Origin of the sequence: Pseudoalteromonas sp. 10-33, from assembly GCF_001469195.1 — a bacterium.
Lineage (GTDB): Bacteria > Pseudomonadota > Gammaproteobacteria > Enterobacterales > Alteromonadaceae > Pseudoalteromonas.
This window is the reverse complement of the sequence record NZ_LOFI01000012.1, coordinates 389,608-405,219: the sequence shown is the minus strand read 5'-3', so window position 1 is coordinate 405,219 and position 15,612 is coordinate 389,608. Positions and strand designations below refer to the sequence as shown.

Annotated in this window: 14 protein-coding genes and 1 pseudogene; 8 read left to right on the top strand and 7 right to left on the bottom strand. The window is 38.5% G+C overall.

Features of this window, described 5'->3' with window-relative positions:
- Window positions 1–75: 75 nt before the first annotated feature.
- Window positions 76–591 (top strand): bifunctional 3-hydroxydecanoyl-ACP dehydratase/trans-2-decenoyl-ACP isomerase, encoded by a 516-nt coding sequence (gene fabA, locus ATS76_RS09610; protein ID WP_058403998.1) that lies wholly within the window; start codon window positions 76–78, stop codon window positions 589–591.
- Between the two features lie 86 nt (window positions 592–677).
- Here the strand turns inward: fabA and rmf are convergent, their stop codons facing one another.
- On the bottom strand, window positions 678–848 hold the full coding sequence (rmf, locus tag ATS76_RS09605; RefSeq protein WP_004586522.1) for a ribosome modulation factor: 171 nt from the start codon (window positions 846–848) through the stop codon (window positions 678–680).
- Between the two features lie 399 nt (window positions 849–1,247).
- On the opposite strand from rmf, the gene acuR reads away from it, so the two are divergent.
- The 3 genes from acuR (at window position 1,248) to ATS76_RS09590 (ending at window position 3,411) form a co-directional block, all read left to right on the top strand.
- On the top strand, window positions 1,248–1,880 hold the full coding sequence (gene acuR / locus ATS76_RS09600; protein ID WP_058551946.1) for an acrylate utilization transcriptional regulator AcuR: 633 nt from the start codon (window positions 1,248–1,250) through the stop codon (window positions 1,878–1,880).
- A gap of 49 nt (window positions 1,881–1,929) precedes the next feature.
- Window positions 1,930–2,922, top strand: coding sequence for an acrylyl-CoA reductase (NADPH) (gene acuI / locus ATS76_RS09595; protein WP_058551945.1), 993 nt, complete (start codon window positions 1,930–1,932; stop codon window positions 2,920–2,922).
- Window positions 2,923–2,994: 72 nt separating this feature from the next.
- Window positions 2,995–3,411, top strand: a complete 417-nt coding sequence (locus ATS76_RS09590; protein ID WP_058403995.1) for a VF530 family DNA-binding protein — start codon at window positions 2,995–2,997, stop codon at window positions 3,409–3,411.
- Window positions 3,412–3,568: 157 nt separating this feature from the next.
- On the opposite strand, the gene ATS76_RS09585 is transcribed toward ATS76_RS09590, so the two are convergent.
- A complete protein-coding gene (locus ATS76_RS09585) occupies window positions 3,569–4,000 on the bottom strand; it encodes a DUF3859 domain-containing protein (RefSeq protein ID WP_058551944.1) in 432 nt (143 codons plus the stop codon).
- A 158-nt stretch (window positions 4,001–4,158) separates the two neighbouring features.
- Here ATS76_RS09585 and ATS76_RS09580 point away from each other — a divergent pair, with 158 nt between their 5' ends.
- Together ATS76_RS09580 and ATS76_RS09575 are read left to right on the top strand one after the other, a co-directional pair.
- Entirely contained in the window at window positions 4,159–5,163 is a 1,005-nt protein-coding gene (locus tag ATS76_RS09580; RefSeq protein WP_058551943.1) for a YHYH protein, read from the top strand.
- 3 nt (window positions 5,164–5,166) lie between these two features.
- Window positions 5,167–5,688 carry a hypothetical protein gene (locus ATS76_RS09575; protein ID WP_058551942.1) on the top strand — a complete coding sequence of 174 codons (522 nt, stop codon included), beginning with the start codon at window positions 5,167–5,169 and terminating at the stop codon, window positions 5,686–5,688.
- A 52-nt stretch (window positions 5,689–5,740) separates the two neighbouring features.
- On the opposite strand, the gene ATS76_RS09570 is transcribed toward ATS76_RS09575, so the two are convergent.
- A complete protein-coding gene (locus ATS76_RS09570) occupies window positions 5,741–7,552 on the bottom strand; it encodes a protein kinase domain-containing protein (protein WP_058551941.1) in 1,812 nt (603 codons plus the stop codon).
- Between the two features lie 208 nt (window positions 7,553–7,760).
- Here ATS76_RS09570 and ATS76_RS09565 point away from each other — a divergent pair, with 208 nt between their 5' ends.
- Window positions 7,761–9,776, top strand: a complete 2,016-nt coding sequence (locus tag ATS76_RS09565; protein ID WP_058551940.1) for a TonB-dependent receptor — start codon at window positions 7,761–7,763, stop codon at window positions 9,774–9,776.
- Between the two features lie 142 nt (window positions 9,777–9,918).
- Here the strand turns inward: ATS76_RS09565 and ATS76_RS09560 are convergent, their stop codons facing one another.
- Window positions 9,919–10,593, bottom strand: a complete 675-nt coding sequence (locus tag ATS76_RS09560; RefSeq protein ID WP_006792927.1) for an NADPH-dependent FMN reductase — start codon at window positions 10,591–10,593, stop codon at window positions 9,919–9,921.
- A 182-nt stretch (window positions 10,594–10,775) separates the two neighbouring features.
- Between ATS76_RS09560 and ATS76_RS09555 the strand changes: the two genes are divergently transcribed.
- Entirely contained in the window at window positions 10,776–12,293 is a 1,518-nt protein-coding gene (locus ATS76_RS09555; RefSeq protein ID WP_058428913.1) for a leucyl aminopeptidase, read from the top strand.
- 43 nt (window positions 12,294–12,336) lie between these two features.
- Here ATS76_RS09555 and ATS76_RS09550 read toward each other — a convergent pair whose 3' ends face one another.
- The 3 genes and pseudogenes from ATS76_RS09550 to ATS76_RS09540 form a co-directional block, all read right to left on the bottom strand.
- Complete coding sequence (locus ATS76_RS09550; protein WP_058551939.1) at window positions 12,337–12,921, bottom strand: lipoyl domain-containing protein; 585 nt, start codon at window positions 12,919–12,921, stop codon at window positions 12,337–12,339.
- Between the two features lie 127 nt (window positions 12,922–13,048).
- Entirely contained in the window at window positions 13,049–14,062 is a 1,014-nt protein-coding gene (locus tag ATS76_RS09545; protein ID WP_058551938.1) for a DUF5924 family protein, read from the bottom strand.
- A gap of 693 nt (window positions 14,063–14,755) precedes the next feature.
- Window positions 14,756–15,217: pseudogene (locus ATS76_RS09540) on the bottom strand (cytochrome b); the annotation flags it as partial.
- Between the last annotated feature and the right edge of the window lie 395 nt (window positions 15,218–15,612).

The following is a 15,612-nucleotide window of genomic DNA, read 5'->3' as shown; positions in this document are numbered from 1 at the left end:
TTTAACTGCTCCGAGTTGTTTAGCGTACAAGTGTACGCTAAAGTACTGGCAATTTCTAAGCGAAGATAATGAGTTATGGAACCTAAAAACAGCTATACAAAAGAAGAACTGATCTTATGTGGTCAAGGTGAAATGTTTGGTGAAGGCAATTGTCGTTTACCTAGCGATAACATGTTAATGATGGACCGCATTACCTCTATAAATGCTGATGGTGGAAGCCACGGTAAAGGCGAAATAATCGCTGAGCTTGATATTGACCCGAGCCTTTGGTTTTTTGATTGCCACTTTAAGGGTGACCCGGTGATGCCTGGATGTTTAGGCCTTGACGCGATGTGGCAGCTTGTCGGTTTTTATCTTGGCTGGTCAGGTGGTCCTGGTCTTGGCCGTGCTTTAGGTGTAGGTGAAGTTAAATTTACTGGCCAAATACTCCCAACATCTAAAAAAGTAACGTACCGCCTTGAAATGAAACGCGTAATTAAACGTAAACTCTTCATGGGTGTTGCAGATGGAACAGTAGAAGTCGATGGCCGCGTAATATATGAAGCCAAAGATTTAAAAGTAGGGTTATTTCAAGACACCACGTCTTTTTAATCTACTTATATACAGTTTCGCTTTGAGAAACTGCCTACAAAAAGGCCTCCAATATGGAGGCCTTTTTGCTTTAATTTGTTTATAAATTAGGTTTTATACATATTGCGATTTTCTATCGCTTCTCGCCATCCACCTAACCACTCTGATTTTGGATCTATTTGTTGATAAGGGCATAGCTCTTTAGAACGACCTGCTAAACCTGCTTTGAAACCTTGAGAATGAGCTCTTTCTAAACGATCTCTTTTCTGTCTCTTCATCGGTATTATCCTCACCTTTTTTAATTATATATTTTGTAGCATAAGTGAAATCTACAATTAACGAATAGTTAATAAAAATGTAAAGTTCAAATAACAAAAGCAATTAAATTGTTTGACATTAACTAAGCTGCTGATGCAAAAATGAATTAACATTAAAACAATTCCCCTGGTCATACCACGCTGATATGTAACCTACTCATCGATTTAAAATCATAACTAACTAAGTCGCACAATTTGTGTATTAACCTCAATTATTGACTAGTAAAAATAAGTGAAGTTCAAACATAAATTTAATTTCATAAATAGTAGGCGTTACATAATCAGACAAAGTCGGTATTATTTTTAAACAAACGAATTTAATACTTGCACATTAAAAGCCGATCGGTCTAATATAGTTTAATGAACAAAAATACAACAACCGTAAGACGTGGCCGTCCACCCAAAATAGCCAGAGATAACGCCGATACTAAAGCGTTACTTATACGCACGGGGTTAGAAACGTTAACTGAGTTTGGCTTTAGTGCTACAGGGTTAGATACAATATTAAAAAAAGCCTCGGTACCTAAAGGCTCTTTTTACCATTACTTTAAAAGTAAAGAAGCTTATGGCATTGCTTTAGTCGATGCCTACGACAGTTACTTTATTGTAAAGCTAAGCCATTACCTTGAGCAACAAAATACTCCACCGCTTGAACGAATAGTCAATTTTACTCAAAGTGCCATTAAAGGCATGAGCAAGTACGACTACAAACGCGGTTGCTTAGTTGGCAATTTAAACCAAGAACTAAATCACTTAAGCGATGAATTTAAAAATCGATTAATGAAAAGCTACACCTCTTGGCAAATACAAATTGAAAAATGTTTAAACCAAGCTAAACAGCAAGGCACAATTGCTAAAACGGTTAATACACAATTAATGAGTGAGTACTTTTGGATTGGTTGGGAAGGCGCAGTAATGCGAGCAAAGCTCACTAAATCAAGCACACCGCTTACGTTGTACACTGAAATGTTTTTACGTGCATTACTAACTTAATGCACTTTTATTTACCAATTAAAAGACGATCGGTCTAAAAGGATATGTTATGAATAACCCAATTAAAGCCATTGTTATTAATAAAGAAGATAATAATTATAGCGCTTCTTTATCGCAGCTTAACGAAAATGACTTACCTGAAGAAAACACTACAGTAAGTGTGTTGTACAGCACATTGAACTATAAAGACGGCTTAGCAATTACAGGTAAAGGGCCAGTAGTAAGAAGCTTTCCTATGGTGCCAGGTATAGATTTAGTCGGTACTGTTACAACCTCCACCAGCAATGAATTTAAAAATGGCGATAACGTTATTTTAAATGGTTTTGGTGTTGGCGAAAAACATTGGGGCGGCCTTGCACAAAAAGCAGCGCTAAATAGTGACTGGTTAATTCCCTTACCTGCTGCTATTAGCCCAAAACAAGCAATGCAAATTGGTACTGCGGGTTATACCGCTATGCTCAGCGTTATAGCACTTGAAAAGCAAGGCATTACACCAGACGCTGGTGAAATTTTAGTTACAGGGGCAAACGGCGGCGTTGGCAGCTTTGCTATATATTTACTTAATCAACTTGGTTATCAAGTCATCGCAGCCACGGGTCGAGTTGATCAAATCGAATATTTAAAAGAACTCGGCGCAACAGAAATAATTAACAGAGATGAGCTTTCAAACCCAGGCAAACCATTACAAAAAGAGCGCTTTGCTGCAGCTATTGATTCTGTTGGCAGCCATACGCTTGCTAATATTTGCGCATCGCTCAAATATGGAGGCGTTGTAACCGCATGTGGCCTTGCCCAAGGTATGGATTTACCTGCATCAGTTGCGCCATTTATTTTACGTGGTGTATCGTTAATTGGTATTGATAGTGTAATGCGTCCAAAAGCGGATAGAGTTGAAGCATGGAATAGATTAGCCACTTTAGTAAAAGCCGATTATTTAGATAAAATTTCAACTGAGATAAGTTTAGAAAATGTAATCGACAACGCTAACTTATTAATGGAAGGCAAAATTAGAGGCCGTGTTGTAGTTAATTGCCAACGTTAAGCTATTTCCCCTATTAAAGCCTCGTTATTAAATTTATAATACAGTTTGTATTTAAATAACGAGGCAACACCTATGAGCAACCAAGAACTTTTCAGTAATAACCCACTGCAAGGCGTAAAATTAGAACAAGTGGTTGAAGAGCTGGTTGAGCAATACGGGTGGGAACTCCTACACGCATACCTGCAGCTTAATTGTTTTAAAAATAATCCAGATATTAAATCCGCAGTAAAATTTTTGCGTAAAACCCAATGGGCTCAAGAAAAAGTAGACAACTTTTACCTTTACCGCCTTAAAAACTTACCTAAGCCAGACGATGTTCAGTACGAGCTTCCTCCTCGTGATAGAGTGATCCCAGAGGATCATAAACCAGGTGAACCCTGTGAACTAAGTTTTAGTGATGCTAAACGTATCAAAGAAAAGAAAGAAACTAAACAACGTGCCCGTGATCGTAAGCAACGTTCTAATGCAAGCAACCCTTGGGGTAACTAAATTTTAGTTAAATATTTTCACAAAAAGCCAATCTACATTGGCTTTTTTTGTAAGCAAGCGTTGCTTGATTTTTATTGTGAAAAGTACCTAACCGCTGTGTTAAATGAACTAACTCTAGCGAGGGGTCATTTATATTCTACACGGTTAGCTAATCTATTTAGTAACCTCGGCTTTTCCAAAAATCAATTTCTGTTTTTTGTGCTTCCATTTCAACATTAAATGTCTTATCTGCAATTATTTTATTATTAAGCGTTAAAGTCATTCGCCATGGGCCTAGCTTATTGCCAATAGGCTCCCACAATGTATCGCCAAGATAAAAGTGCCAATCGTTATCTTTAACGTATTCAACGCCTTCAAAAGGCGGCATAACATCCCCCTCTTCGTTAGGTATGTCTGGATGGTAAATACAAAAATGCAGTTTTTCACCTTTTGCTTTTTTGATATTTACTATCAGCCCAAATTCTACGTCTATTTCAGCAATCACATCAGTAGTGAATTGCTCAATTTGTGGAAGAGCCTTGCTGTTACTATCCCAAGTTGAATAAATACCATAACCTTGGAGCGTAACGCTGGGTTTTAACTTTGCCATTTATCCAACCTGTACTTACTTATATACCAAAATTTTATAATAAACCGTTGGTTTAGTCTTATATAAAAGTTTACTTACATAATTTTCATTTATATTTGCACATTGCTTGCACAATTACAGAATAATATTTTGATCTCTTTATCAGTGAGTTCAAAATTATGAGTACATTCCTAATAAATAATATTTCTAAAAATTCAGTCGCACAATTTAAACTAATTGTGTGCTTTACTGCAATCTCATCACTTGTAGCATGCGGTGGTTCTGAGCAAAGCACTTCAATAAGCGACGTAATAACTGATAGCACAACAGTTGACGGTTCAAATACTGATGCAAATGGTTCTACACACAATGTTTTATGTGAGTACGCTTACAACGAATACAACAACGCTGACTCTGTACAAACAACAAGCTCAGCTGACTGGACATGCACAGGCACAACGCGTGACATCATTGCTAATGGAATTCCTGACCACGACGTAGGCACTTTTCCTAATCCGGCTAACCCCAATACCATCGCCGAGCAATCAGTGAATGAAAGCTTTACATTAACACCGGTTCAATCGTCATCCGCTACAATGATGGGCGGCCCTCGCGGAATAACAAGGCTTGTTTTAAATGGCGTTAAAATTGATGCCGGCACAGGTGGTAGCTGTGATGACTCAGGTGAAAATTGCGACCTAGGTGATAATAGCGGCAACTGGAATATAGAAGCTTTAAGCCAAACTACATTTAGTTTTGGCACAGATGCTAACAATGCCCATGTGCAACCAGATGGGACGTATCATTACCATGGAATGCCCGAAGGGTTTATAACAATGCAAGGCGGTAATGAAACAACCATGACACTAATAGGCTGGGCTGCAGACGGATTTCCTATTTATGCACGTTATGGTTACTCAGATTCAACCGATGCCACTTCTGAACTCGTTGCAATGACAGGAAGTTACCAACACGTTACCACAGTCAGTACAAACAGACCTTCTACCGACATATACCCATTAGGAACATTTGCACAAGACTGGGAATACGTTGCAGGTTCAGGCGATTTAGATGAATGCAATGGCCGTATTGGCGTAACACCGGAATTTCCAGATGGTATTTATCACTACTATGCAACTGACACTTACCCGTTTCTTCAGCGTTGTGTAAAAGGAGAGCTTTAAGTTATGCGCCTTTCAAAATTAATACATAACATTGGGGTAATTATTATCGCTTTTTGTATATCTCAAAAAACACATGCGCACTTAATAGTTGCACAACATGGCACCCTTAATGTTGTTGAAGAGCATGTGTTTGTTGTGCTGTCGCTTCCTGCGTCGTCATTATTAGGCGTTGACGAAAACAACGATGGGACACTTTCACTCACTGAATTTAATAAATACCGTAATCACATTAGTAAACAGGTTAAAAAGCACGTGTATTTGTCTGATCAGCAATATCGCTTTTCGATTGAAGGGCTTTTATTACACCCAGAAACGGCGCACAGCGGTAACAATACATTTGTTGATCAAATTACCATTACCGGCAGATTCACACCTCTAATGACAAACAATATAAAATTCAATATTAATTTATTTGCCAATAACCGTAGTAAACAAACTTATAAAATTACCGCTACCAATAAACAGCAACAGCTTATACATCAATTTGAGCTAGAGCCATTGTCTCCGCATAGTGAGTTATTTTAAAGTATTAGGCTGATTTACCAAGCCAAATAAACCCATTACAAAAGCTGACACGTTATACGCGTTTTGGGTTTTTAGGAAAGAATTGCTCAGCTTGTCGTGCACACAAATCAAACTCTCGTGTATTTTTATAGGGTAGCTTCATAAAGCCCGCAACGCCCACATCAGTAATGTTTACAGCATATTGCATTAGCTTATTTAACAAACGTTTAAATTCGGCCTCTTTTGTCGAGTCGAGTAGCCTGTAGTAGTGGTGAATTTTCATTCTGTCGGGCAAGGCTTCAAAAATAATACAACCGGTATGGTGTATTTGGTTTAGCTCAAATACACATTTAATAACTTTTTTAGGAAGTTGTAATTGCTCATCGGGATCTTTACCATCTTCAAAGTATGAATGTGGCCGGGTTATTTCGTTAGCTTTAACACTCACAACTTCATAATCTAGCTCAGGAAGACTATCAAACTTAAATGCACCGGTGCCATCTCGCTCTAATTGAATGGTTTTACGTGCATCAAATAAACAACATTTAAATAGCCCTTTTTGGTTAATTGCTTGGGCTAACATCACTGTATTGTTTATTGAATCTGTAAATGCTTTGCCTAGTGACTCATCGTGCATTATTAATGACGACTCAATAAACAACGATTCATCTTTCCAATGAAAACTAAGCCCACCCACGGCTGGGTATTTCGCAAGCCGGCTTATGGAGGCCAAAAATGCTTTTTCGGTGTCACCAGTATCAAATAAAAATTCTTTGTAGTATCGGTCTAACTGGGCATCATTTACATCTAGTAACTGTTGGTTATGGTCGGCTTGGCGTAAAAACTGTTTACGCGAGCTATAAACTACGGTATCTGGCGCTTCATCGGTACCGTACCAAAACGGGATAGCGGCTTTTTGCTGTGTTAATTTAAGATCGGGTAAATACGCTTTTGCCATTGTTGGTATATTACGTATAAAGTAATCGCCTGCAGCATCACGTACTGTTTTACTTTTACTGAGCATGCCATCTATAACGTTAGCGAGCTCTTTAGGTAGCCCTAAAGAAATTGCAGGAATAGCCTGCGCACCAAATCGGCAAGACTGTGCAGACGCTAATGCATATAAAGTTGCTGCAACACCTTGCTCATCAAACCGCGGGGATGATTGCTCACCCGACATTTGCGCTTCGCCTATAAAGTACACATCTCCCATACGCGCATTGGTCGTGCTTAAATCTCCCGACATTAAATCCATAAAGTTACTGGCTACGGGCTCACCGTTACTGTGTAATTGGGCATATACCGAACTCCCCCAATCAACTAAAGATAAAGCATCTGTTTGCGCATCCCACACCAAATTTGAAGGTTTTATATCTCCATGCACAATTGGTTGAGCACTTAACCCATTTTTGTGGTTACTTAAATCAAGTAATACATTACGTAATTTAACGGCTAATGCCATTATTTTAGCCGCGCTAAATCGCCCCTCTTTAAGCGACACTTTTTCAAGGTCTTCTCCCATGGCGCGCGCCATCATTAAAATGCCCTGCTTTTTAATGCGCTCAAACGCATAAAATTTAGGCACCAGCGGATTATTAATTTGTGAAAGCATATACGCTTCGTCTTCAAGACGGTCACGCACACTTTGAGCAAGCGTAATCCGTGAAAACTTAAACACCCAAGGCAAGCCTTTGTCGTCTTCACCTGCAAATACAAACCCAAATGCACCTGAGCCAATCATTTCTACATTTTTATAACCAAGCAAAGTAAGTTGTTTAATACAAATATTAAGCCACTGGCGATGTTTTTTAGCATCACGATGCGACAGCAAATATACGGATTGCTCTTCGTTAATGTAAAAATTTCGAATTTCTTTGGCTTTCAATACAGGCTCTCTAATTATGTGATTACTGGTAAGTTTTAACACTCTGATTATTAGTTTTATATAACGACATTACAATAGCACCAATATAGTTTTCAAACTTAAGCCCTATTTGAATAATAAAACACTCAATGTTGCATCCAAAAGGTTTACTTAGTCGTTTTAATTTAAACAGCACTGAATAGTAAGCATAATAGATAGGACTTTAAGGATGAAAACATTAGCAATTTTAACTATAGGCACATTATATAGCGGTTATGTACATGCCAATATAGAAAAGCTCACTGTATATGGGCACCGTGATGGTTTAATTGGCGAATCAATCAGTGCCTCTAGCGGCATTATTGGCCAAGGTGAAATTGAGCAGCGCCCAATGCTAAGAAGCGCTGAAATGTTAGAGCTCATTCCGGGGATGGCGGTTACTCAACACAGTGGCTCAGGTAAAGCAAACCAATACTTTATTAGAGGATTTAACTTAGACCATGGGACCGACTTTGCCACCAGTATCGATGGTATGCCTATCAACATGCGTAGCCACGGACACGGCCAAGGTTACACCGATCTAAACTTTATAATTCCCGAATCTATTTCTACCATTAACTATCAAAAGGGGTCATATAGCGCAAGCCAAGGTGATTTTTCAAGTGCTGGTAGTGCACAGTTTAAACTGGTTGATAATGTTAAACATCAGCAAATAGAACTAAGTATTGGTGAAGATAACTATAAACGCGCGGTAGTACTTGGCTCAACTAACCTTAAAAAAGGCAAACTTATTGCGGCTGCTGAGTGGCAAGGCTACGACGGCCCTTGGGATGACATAAACGAAGACGTAAATAAAAAAAATGCCCTACTACGTTATGTTGGTAAAGCATTTAATGGTGACCTATCAATAAGCGCAATGGCATACGACAACACATGGAACTCAGCCGATCAAATTCCACAGCGTGCTGTTTCGCAAAATTTAATAACACAATTAGGCTCGCTCGACACCACCCTTGGCGGCAGCTCTAGCCGTTATAGTTTATCGGGTAATTGGCAAGGGGAGCATTTGAAAGCCAGCGCTTATGTAATAAATTACGATTTAAACCTATATTCTAATTTCAGTTATTTTTTAAATGACCCAATTAATGGCGATCAGTTTAATCAGCAAGATAGCCGCAATATTTATGGCACCACTTTAAGTTATCAGTTTGAAACTAAAACATCAGGCATAAACATTCAACACACTGCAGGGCTTGAGCTTAAACACGACGATATAGATAACGTTGGGCTTTATAACACTAAAGCCAGAGAGCAGCTAAGCACTGTAAGGCAAGATGCACTCAAGCAAACGAGTTATTCAAGCTTTTGGGAGTCTAAACTTTTATTTACCCCAAAACTAGAAGCAACAGCAGGTGTAAGGTACGACTATTTTGATACAAATGTAACCAGTATTACCGCCGTAAACTCAGGTAAAGCAAGTGATGATTTAATCAGTTTTAAAGCAAGCTTAAATTATCGCTTTACTCAATTGCTAGCTGCCTATGCAAATTGGGGGCAATCTTTTCACTCTAACGATGCGCGCGGCTCCACAATAAATATCGACCCAGTAACAGGTGATCAAGCCGAACGGGTCGATCTATTAGTAAAAAGTGAAGGCGCTGAAATTGGATTACGATTTGCTGATGAAAAAAAATATAATATGTCAGCTGCGCTCTGGTGGTTAAAACTCGACTCAGAACTATTGTTTGTAGGAGATGCAGGTAATACAGAGCCAAGTGATGCGTCTAAGCGGTATGGGTTAGAAATGAGTGCCTATTACTGGATTAACGAGCAATTTAATATTGATTTAGAAGCCTCGTTTACACATTCTCGCTTAGATATAAATGACAATAACAATTACATAGAAGGCGCTGTACCCGTTGTAGCAAGTACAGGTTTAAATTGGCACTTAAGTAAACAATGGCAATCATCGATCAGGGTACGCCATATCGGTAAACGCACATTAACAGACGACGGTGATAAGCGCTCAAACCCGCTAACGGTAGTTAATAGCTCTGTGAGCTATAAGCAAACCCATTGGAAAGTAGACTTTGAATTACTTAACTTGTTTAACAGTACCGACCACGATATAGATTACTATTATGCATCGCGTTTAGCCGGTGAGCCAGCTCAAGGCGTTGAAGATAATCATTTTCACCCTATTGAGCCCAGAACTGCACGCCTAACACTTAGTTTACTGTTTTAGTATTTATTAACGCAACAGTTATACTGTATATAAATACAGTATAACTGTAAATGGGTACTTATTTGCTCATTTCGCCTAACCGGTTTCTTTACTTTTTGATGACCCAAACAGTACAAATACATATAATTTAAATTACAATTACTTAATTAGTAGTCGTTTTAGGCGCATTTCGCTGCGCGGGATTTGTTTTAAAGCTTGCAATCATATTATGAGGGTTTTTACATTCAGCCTGTATTTTAGCGGCCTCAGCCCACCATATTAATTGATTAAATGTACGAGAAAAATAGTTAAACCACGAGGTCTGATCATCATCAGTAGCAAACTCTCCAAGCTCGTTAAACACATCCTGTGCCTTTGGAACATGAATCATCGACGATACTGGTAAACACCCAAGTTCTGATAAAAAAGTGCGCATACTAATTGCAGCACGAACCCCACCCCACTGCCCAGCAGAATAAGAAACAATCGCACTGGGTTTATACGAAAACAGTGAACTACCAAAGTGATTGAGAAGATCAGCTAATGCAGGGCTCATAGAGTGATTATATTCAGGGCTGATCATTATGTAGCCATCAGCAGATTTAATTTTATCGGCCAAGTTGTTAAGTTTAGTGGGTGCATTGTGCTGTGTATATGCAAAGTGAGGTTTAAATACAGCATCGTTTGGGTAATCTAACGCATCAATTATTTCAAATTCATGTTCACTAAAGTGTGACTGCAAACACAATAAACACGCTTTACTAACTCTACTTCCAAGACGTACTGGTTTAGGGGGGGAGCTCTCACGCACAGTGCCTAAAAACAATAAAAACTTCATAATATAACTCCATGTAAATATTTTGTTTTACATTAAGCCTAGTATCACCGACATGCAAATAAATTTATAACGTATTTTTTATGCCGTTATACGTCGCTCTTAATTGCCGTTTCAGCTTATCGCACTTAACTAAGCAGTCAAAAATAGGTAAAAAACAGTTTTAAATTAATCTTAGGTGAACGATGAAACACATAATTAAAGCCTCTCTCTTAACGCTGGCAATAAGCGCTAGTTTAAATACACACGCAGCACAGTTTTCGTTTTCTTCTAAAGTAGACAACGATGCACACACATTAATTGTGTTTTATAGCCAAGATGGAAAAAACAACCAATTTAAAAACCTCGACAAACAATTTAATGGACAGCTGCAACGTATAATTGATGTTGAAAACTTTGAAGGTAAATACGCCAAAACAACACAGCTGATTGCCCCACTTAATAGTAACTACAAACGTATATTAGTTGTCGGAACTGGTAAACAAAACGAGTTAAATAAAGCACGCATTGCTAAATTAGGCGGAAACGTGCACGCGCAATTAGTTAAATATAAAGCCGATACCGCCAATGTATTATTTGACGATGTAACGGGCGTTGATGCAAACCATTTACTTGCTGCAAACTTTGCGCATGGCGCAAACCTGCGTGACCATCGCTTTGAAAAATACAAACAAACACCTAGCACGCAAACAGTGACTTACTCGTTTGATGTCGATAGCACAAAAAAGACGAAAGCGACGTATAAACAGCTAGAAAGTATTCAGGCCGGTGTATTTTTAGCACGCGATCTTACCTCAGAAGTAGCCACTGAAATGACGCCAGTTGATTTTGCAAATGCTGCAAAAGAACTTGAATCGTTAGGCGTGACCATTACAGTTTTAAAGCCTGAACAACTTAAAGAGCTTGGTATGGGCGCATTAGAAGCCGTTGGCCGCGGTAGCGATCAGGGCGCTCGCTTAGTCGTTGCACATTATAAAGGCTCTAATGACGACCCTATAGCATTAGTAGGTAAAGGTATAACATTTGACTCGGGCGGTTATAGTATTAAAACAGGTGCATCTATCGCGCGTATGAAATCAGACATGGCAGGCGCTGCAGCTGTACTCGGTACGGTTAAAGCAATGGCTATGGCCAAAGCCGACAAAAACGTTGTAGCTGTAATGGGCATGGCGGCAAATATGGTTTCGCAATTTGCAGTAGCGCCTGGTGATGTTGTTCGAACAGCTGAAGGCTTAAGTGTTGAAATACTCAACACCGACGCCGAAGGCCGTTTAGTTTTAAGTGATGCAATGTGGTATGCACGTAAGCACTTCAACCCAAGCATAATGATTGATGTAGCTACACTTACTGGTTCAAAAATTCGTGCCGTTGGTAACGAGTATGCGGCTGTTTTCTCAAAAGACGACACACTCGTAAATCAGCTAACACTTGCTGGCGAGCAGGTAAACGAAAACCTATGGCGTTTACCATTAGGTTATAAAGATATGCTTAAATCAGACATTGCCGACATAACAAACGTAGGGTCTGGCGGACCTGGCGCAACCACTGCAGCAACGTTTTTAGAGCATTTTGCGGGTGAAACCCGTTGGGTTCATATTGATATTGCAGGTAACGCGTTAGTTAAAAAAGGAAAAGGTGAACTATCACCTGGCGGCACAGGCTATGGTGTACGCTTGTTAAGCGAATGGCTATTAGCTAACTAATTTTATTTTACGCCAAAAGCCCACGCTTTTGGCGTTTACTCCACTAATTAAATATAAAGCGACTCGCTGTTACACCAATAATAATGCCTACCGCTAGTACAGCAACCATATAAAACACCCCTTTACTCTCACCACTATGGCTTACTTCTTGAGGTAGCTGTGCTCTGGTGTCTATTTTAGATTCTGTATGTGGCGTATCATTATGTTTATCCAAGCAAGCCTGTTTGGGATCATCAATCGTTGGATCTAGATTTATTATTTCATTATGAATGGTTGTTTCAGTAACTGAGCTCTGAATATCATGGGTGTTAATTTGGTCTACGTCGCTGGTGTTATTTTGAAATGCAGGTTTATCACTCAAAGGGGCTTGTATTAACTCCTCGGTTACTTCGTCATATTCAAACTGCATCACCACTTGGTTTGAGCTAACCTGCTCACCTTCATTTATATTTATCTTGGTGACAACTCCGTTAGCCATAGCAACAATTTCAAGAACAACTTTATCAGTTTCCACATCAAGTAATGTGTCATCTTTTTTTACGTGTTGCCCCTCAGTCACATATATTTTTGTAGCCAAAGCAGACATTGTTTGTTCGGGTAAATGAGGTATTAAAACATCACTGTTCATCGTTCATCCTTGCTTAATAAATTTACCACTACAGCCTATCAACCCCTTTGATAGTTAACAATAATTTTTTAATACACACTTATTCAATTAATTATTTATGCTTTAGCCCATTTTTATTTAACTTGGTTTAAGGCGTCACCCTAAATTTAGTTAAACCAATTAACTGGCCTGATTCAGTCATAACCTTAACTTGCCACTTTCCTACCGCGTTATGTGGAAAATTTACTTTGTGTGTCCACGCTCTATAACCGCTTTTACGCCCTCCACTGATATTAAGCGCTATTTTGTCTACCTGCTTTTTATTATGTGTCCACACATGAAATATCTTTTCGTTTAGCCCTCGTGGTGCTTTTACCGCTGTCCATGTATAAAGCCCTTTTGCATGTAAAGAGCGCTCACTTAACGTGTTAATATTTCCTATCGGTTTTTTACTTTGCTCATTTACCTCATGGGCTAATGCAATGCTTGTTAAGTGCAGAGCAGCCGGTGGTACAAAGCTTTTTAATTGCCATACGCCTGCACTCAAACTAAATAAAATAATCGCTAAAATGGGTAAACGCCACCATGGCGCATTGGGCATTAAATTAGTAAGACTAGGTAATGTTAACACCACGGCTATAACTAGCGCAGCAGCTAAACTTTGGCTGGTTGTTAAGCTAAATAAAATAGGCAATGTAACAAGTAAAACTACAAACAAAGCAAAATTGTGAAACACCGTAAATAGCGTTCTATTTTTAGCTAATTTTTTGTAGTAAAACGGGTCAATAACTGATGCGACCGCACACAATATAATCAGCGATGTAAATACTGCTTGAGGGTGGTCCCACTGGGTCACAACTAAAAAAAATGGCAGTGCAAAAAACAAACTCTCTTGCTGAATCATTTGTAGAGCAAAGCGTGTTACATTAGGTGAAACGCTTACACCAAATCGTTCTTCAACTTTATCACGCAGCCAATTATCTACAATTAACCACAACCAGCTTATAAGTAAAACAACAGCAACAACCTGCGCAAACGACTCCTTTCTATCAACAAGCACATAACTAGCAACGCCCGATAAAAACGCTAAAACAGCCAATAACCCCGGGCGTTTTTGCATTGCAGTAATAAATTGTGTAATCAAGGATTTTAATTTGTTCATTTGCCCGCTTTATAAGTACCAAATGCACTTTATTATTAATTTATTACAACAGCTTAGCCAAACATAGATGAACAGAACATAGATAGCCCAATAATATTTTTAATATTGAGAAACTAAATAAGAGCGCGGGACTATTTTGGTAAATTGTTTATGTGGCTCAATTACAAATTATGCAAATGAAAATCTATTGTACACTCACAAAACCAACACTGTTTATAAGGACGGTACTAATAACAAATATTCAGGAGTAATATAAAGCGTTTTAACTAAGGCCTTTAAGAAATTAAACGGTAAATGTTTTTTAAACAAAGGCCCAGCTAAAAACAAACCACGTTATTGATTTGTGGTAGAGCTATTTTTAAATTGAGATAAACCCCAAAATAGTATGCCAGTGCCAGCACATGAAAGAAAAAAGAATAACCCCAAACCTAAAGGGGAACCCCAATTTAAAATATGATATATAAATTCCATACCCTTACCTTCAAAAATTGAATTTAGCAAACAGTAACCCAATAATAATAAAAATACTAACTAAAGCTTATAAAGCTAAAAGAGCAACATTTGGTTCTTTGCAACTAACGCAATCAAATAGTTTAATTTAAAAAACGCAACTTTTAGGGATGCACCAGCTAAATATCAGTCACCAAACATTAAGGGCAAAATTAAAGCTTGGCTCCGTTGATTTTATTATTTCTAGTATTTCGGAAAACGCATTCGCGATACCGTATTATCAGCCAAAACATAATGGTGAAATAAAGCCGCAGCCGCATGTAAACCTATTACGTAATACCCCACTTCCCCTGCGGTTTGATGTATCTCTTTAATACTTTTAGCAAGTTCAAAGTTTTGAGCGGTCAAAGCAGGCAACTCTAAACCAAAAAACGGGATGGGTTTACCTGCTAAACTCAAAATTAGCCAACCAGCTATAGGCATAGCAAACATAAACACATACAGCGCAATATGAACAAATGTAGCTAATTTTTTTTGCCATTTTGCAGGCTCTGGCTGTATGGCAGGTGCTGCACCACCCACCAGACTCGCAACTAACCTCACACTAACTAAAGCTAGCACAGATAAACCCAACATAAAGTGCCACATTTTTAAGGCATCACGGGTTTCGGTACCATTTTCAAATAATTCACGAAGTTCAATGGTTTAATGATTCTGGAATTTAAATATTAGTAACAATAACTGAGCAAGCTTAAATAGTAGGCATAAAAAAACAACAACTTAAAGTTACTGTTTTAAATATCAACGTGTGTTTAAAAGTAATAAACCGCTAAAATTGAATGAGTTTCTGAGTCTTCAGTCTTTGTTTGCTAACCAATACTCGTACAGTTCGCTCTTTGATGTCTGAAGTCAAGATTTGATAATCATATAGAAAGCTCCTCGAGTTTTTCGATACAGTTGTGTTGACCAAAACATAAACTGTACCTCGAGGAACTTAGTATGAAACTATATGGTGGAATTGACTTGCATTCAAATAATTGTGTTATTGCTATCATTAATGAACACGGTGAAACGCTTAGCTGCAAGCGTTTAAATAATGA

What these genes read in the sequence shown, in the direction of transcription:
- ATS76_RS09550 (WP_058551939.1), bottom strand. Translation starts at nt 12,921, where the DNA reads ATGAACAGTGATGTTTTAATACCTCATTTACCCGAACAAACAATGTCT.
- ATS76_RS09545 (WP_058551938.1), bottom strand. Translation starts at nt 14,062, where the DNA reads ATGAACAAATTAAAATCCTTGATTACACAATTTATTACTGCAATGCAA.
- ATS76_RS09590 (WP_058403995.1), top strand. Translation starts at nt 2,995, where the DNA reads ATGAGCAACCAAGAACTTTTCAGTAATAACCCACTGCAAGGCGTAAAA.
- ATS76_RS09560 (WP_006792927.1), bottom strand. Translation starts at nt 10,593, where the DNA reads ATGAAGTTTTTATTGTTTTTAGGCACTGTGCGTGAGAGCTCCCCCCCT.
- fabA (WP_058403998.1), top strand. Translation starts at nt 76, where the DNA reads ATGGAACCTAAAAACAGCTATACAAAAGAAGAACTGATCTTATGTGGT.
- ATS76_RS09580 (WP_058551943.1), top strand. Translation starts at nt 4,159, where the DNA reads ATGAGTACATTCCTAATAAATAATATTTCTAAAAATTCAGTCGCACAA.
- ATS76_RS09585 (WP_058551944.1), bottom strand. Translation starts at nt 4,000, where the DNA reads ATGGCAAAGTTAAAACCCAGCGTTACGCTCCAAGGTTATGGTATTTAT.
- ATS76_RS09555 (WP_058428913.1), top strand. Translation starts at nt 10,776, where the DNA reads ATGAAACACATAATTAAAGCCTCTCTCTTAACGCTGGCAATAAGCGCT.
- rmf (WP_004586522.1), bottom strand. Translation starts at nt 848, where the DNA reads ATGAAGAGACAGAAAAGAGATCGTTTAGAAAGAGCTCATTCTCAAGGT.
- acuR (WP_058551946.1), top strand. Translation starts at nt 1,248, where the DNA reads ATGAACAAAAATACAACAACCGTAAGACGTGGCCGTCCACCCAAAATA.
- ATS76_RS09565 (WP_058551940.1), top strand. Translation starts at nt 7,761, where the DNA reads ATGAAAACATTAGCAATTTTAACTATAGGCACATTATATAGCGGTTAT.
- ATS76_RS09575 (WP_058551942.1), top strand. Translation starts at nt 5,167, where the DNA reads ATGCGCCTTTCAAAATTAATACATAACATTGGGGTAATTATTATCGCT.
- acuI (WP_058551945.1), top strand. Translation starts at nt 1,930, where the DNA reads ATGAATAACCCAATTAAAGCCATTGTTATTAATAAAGAAGATAATAAT.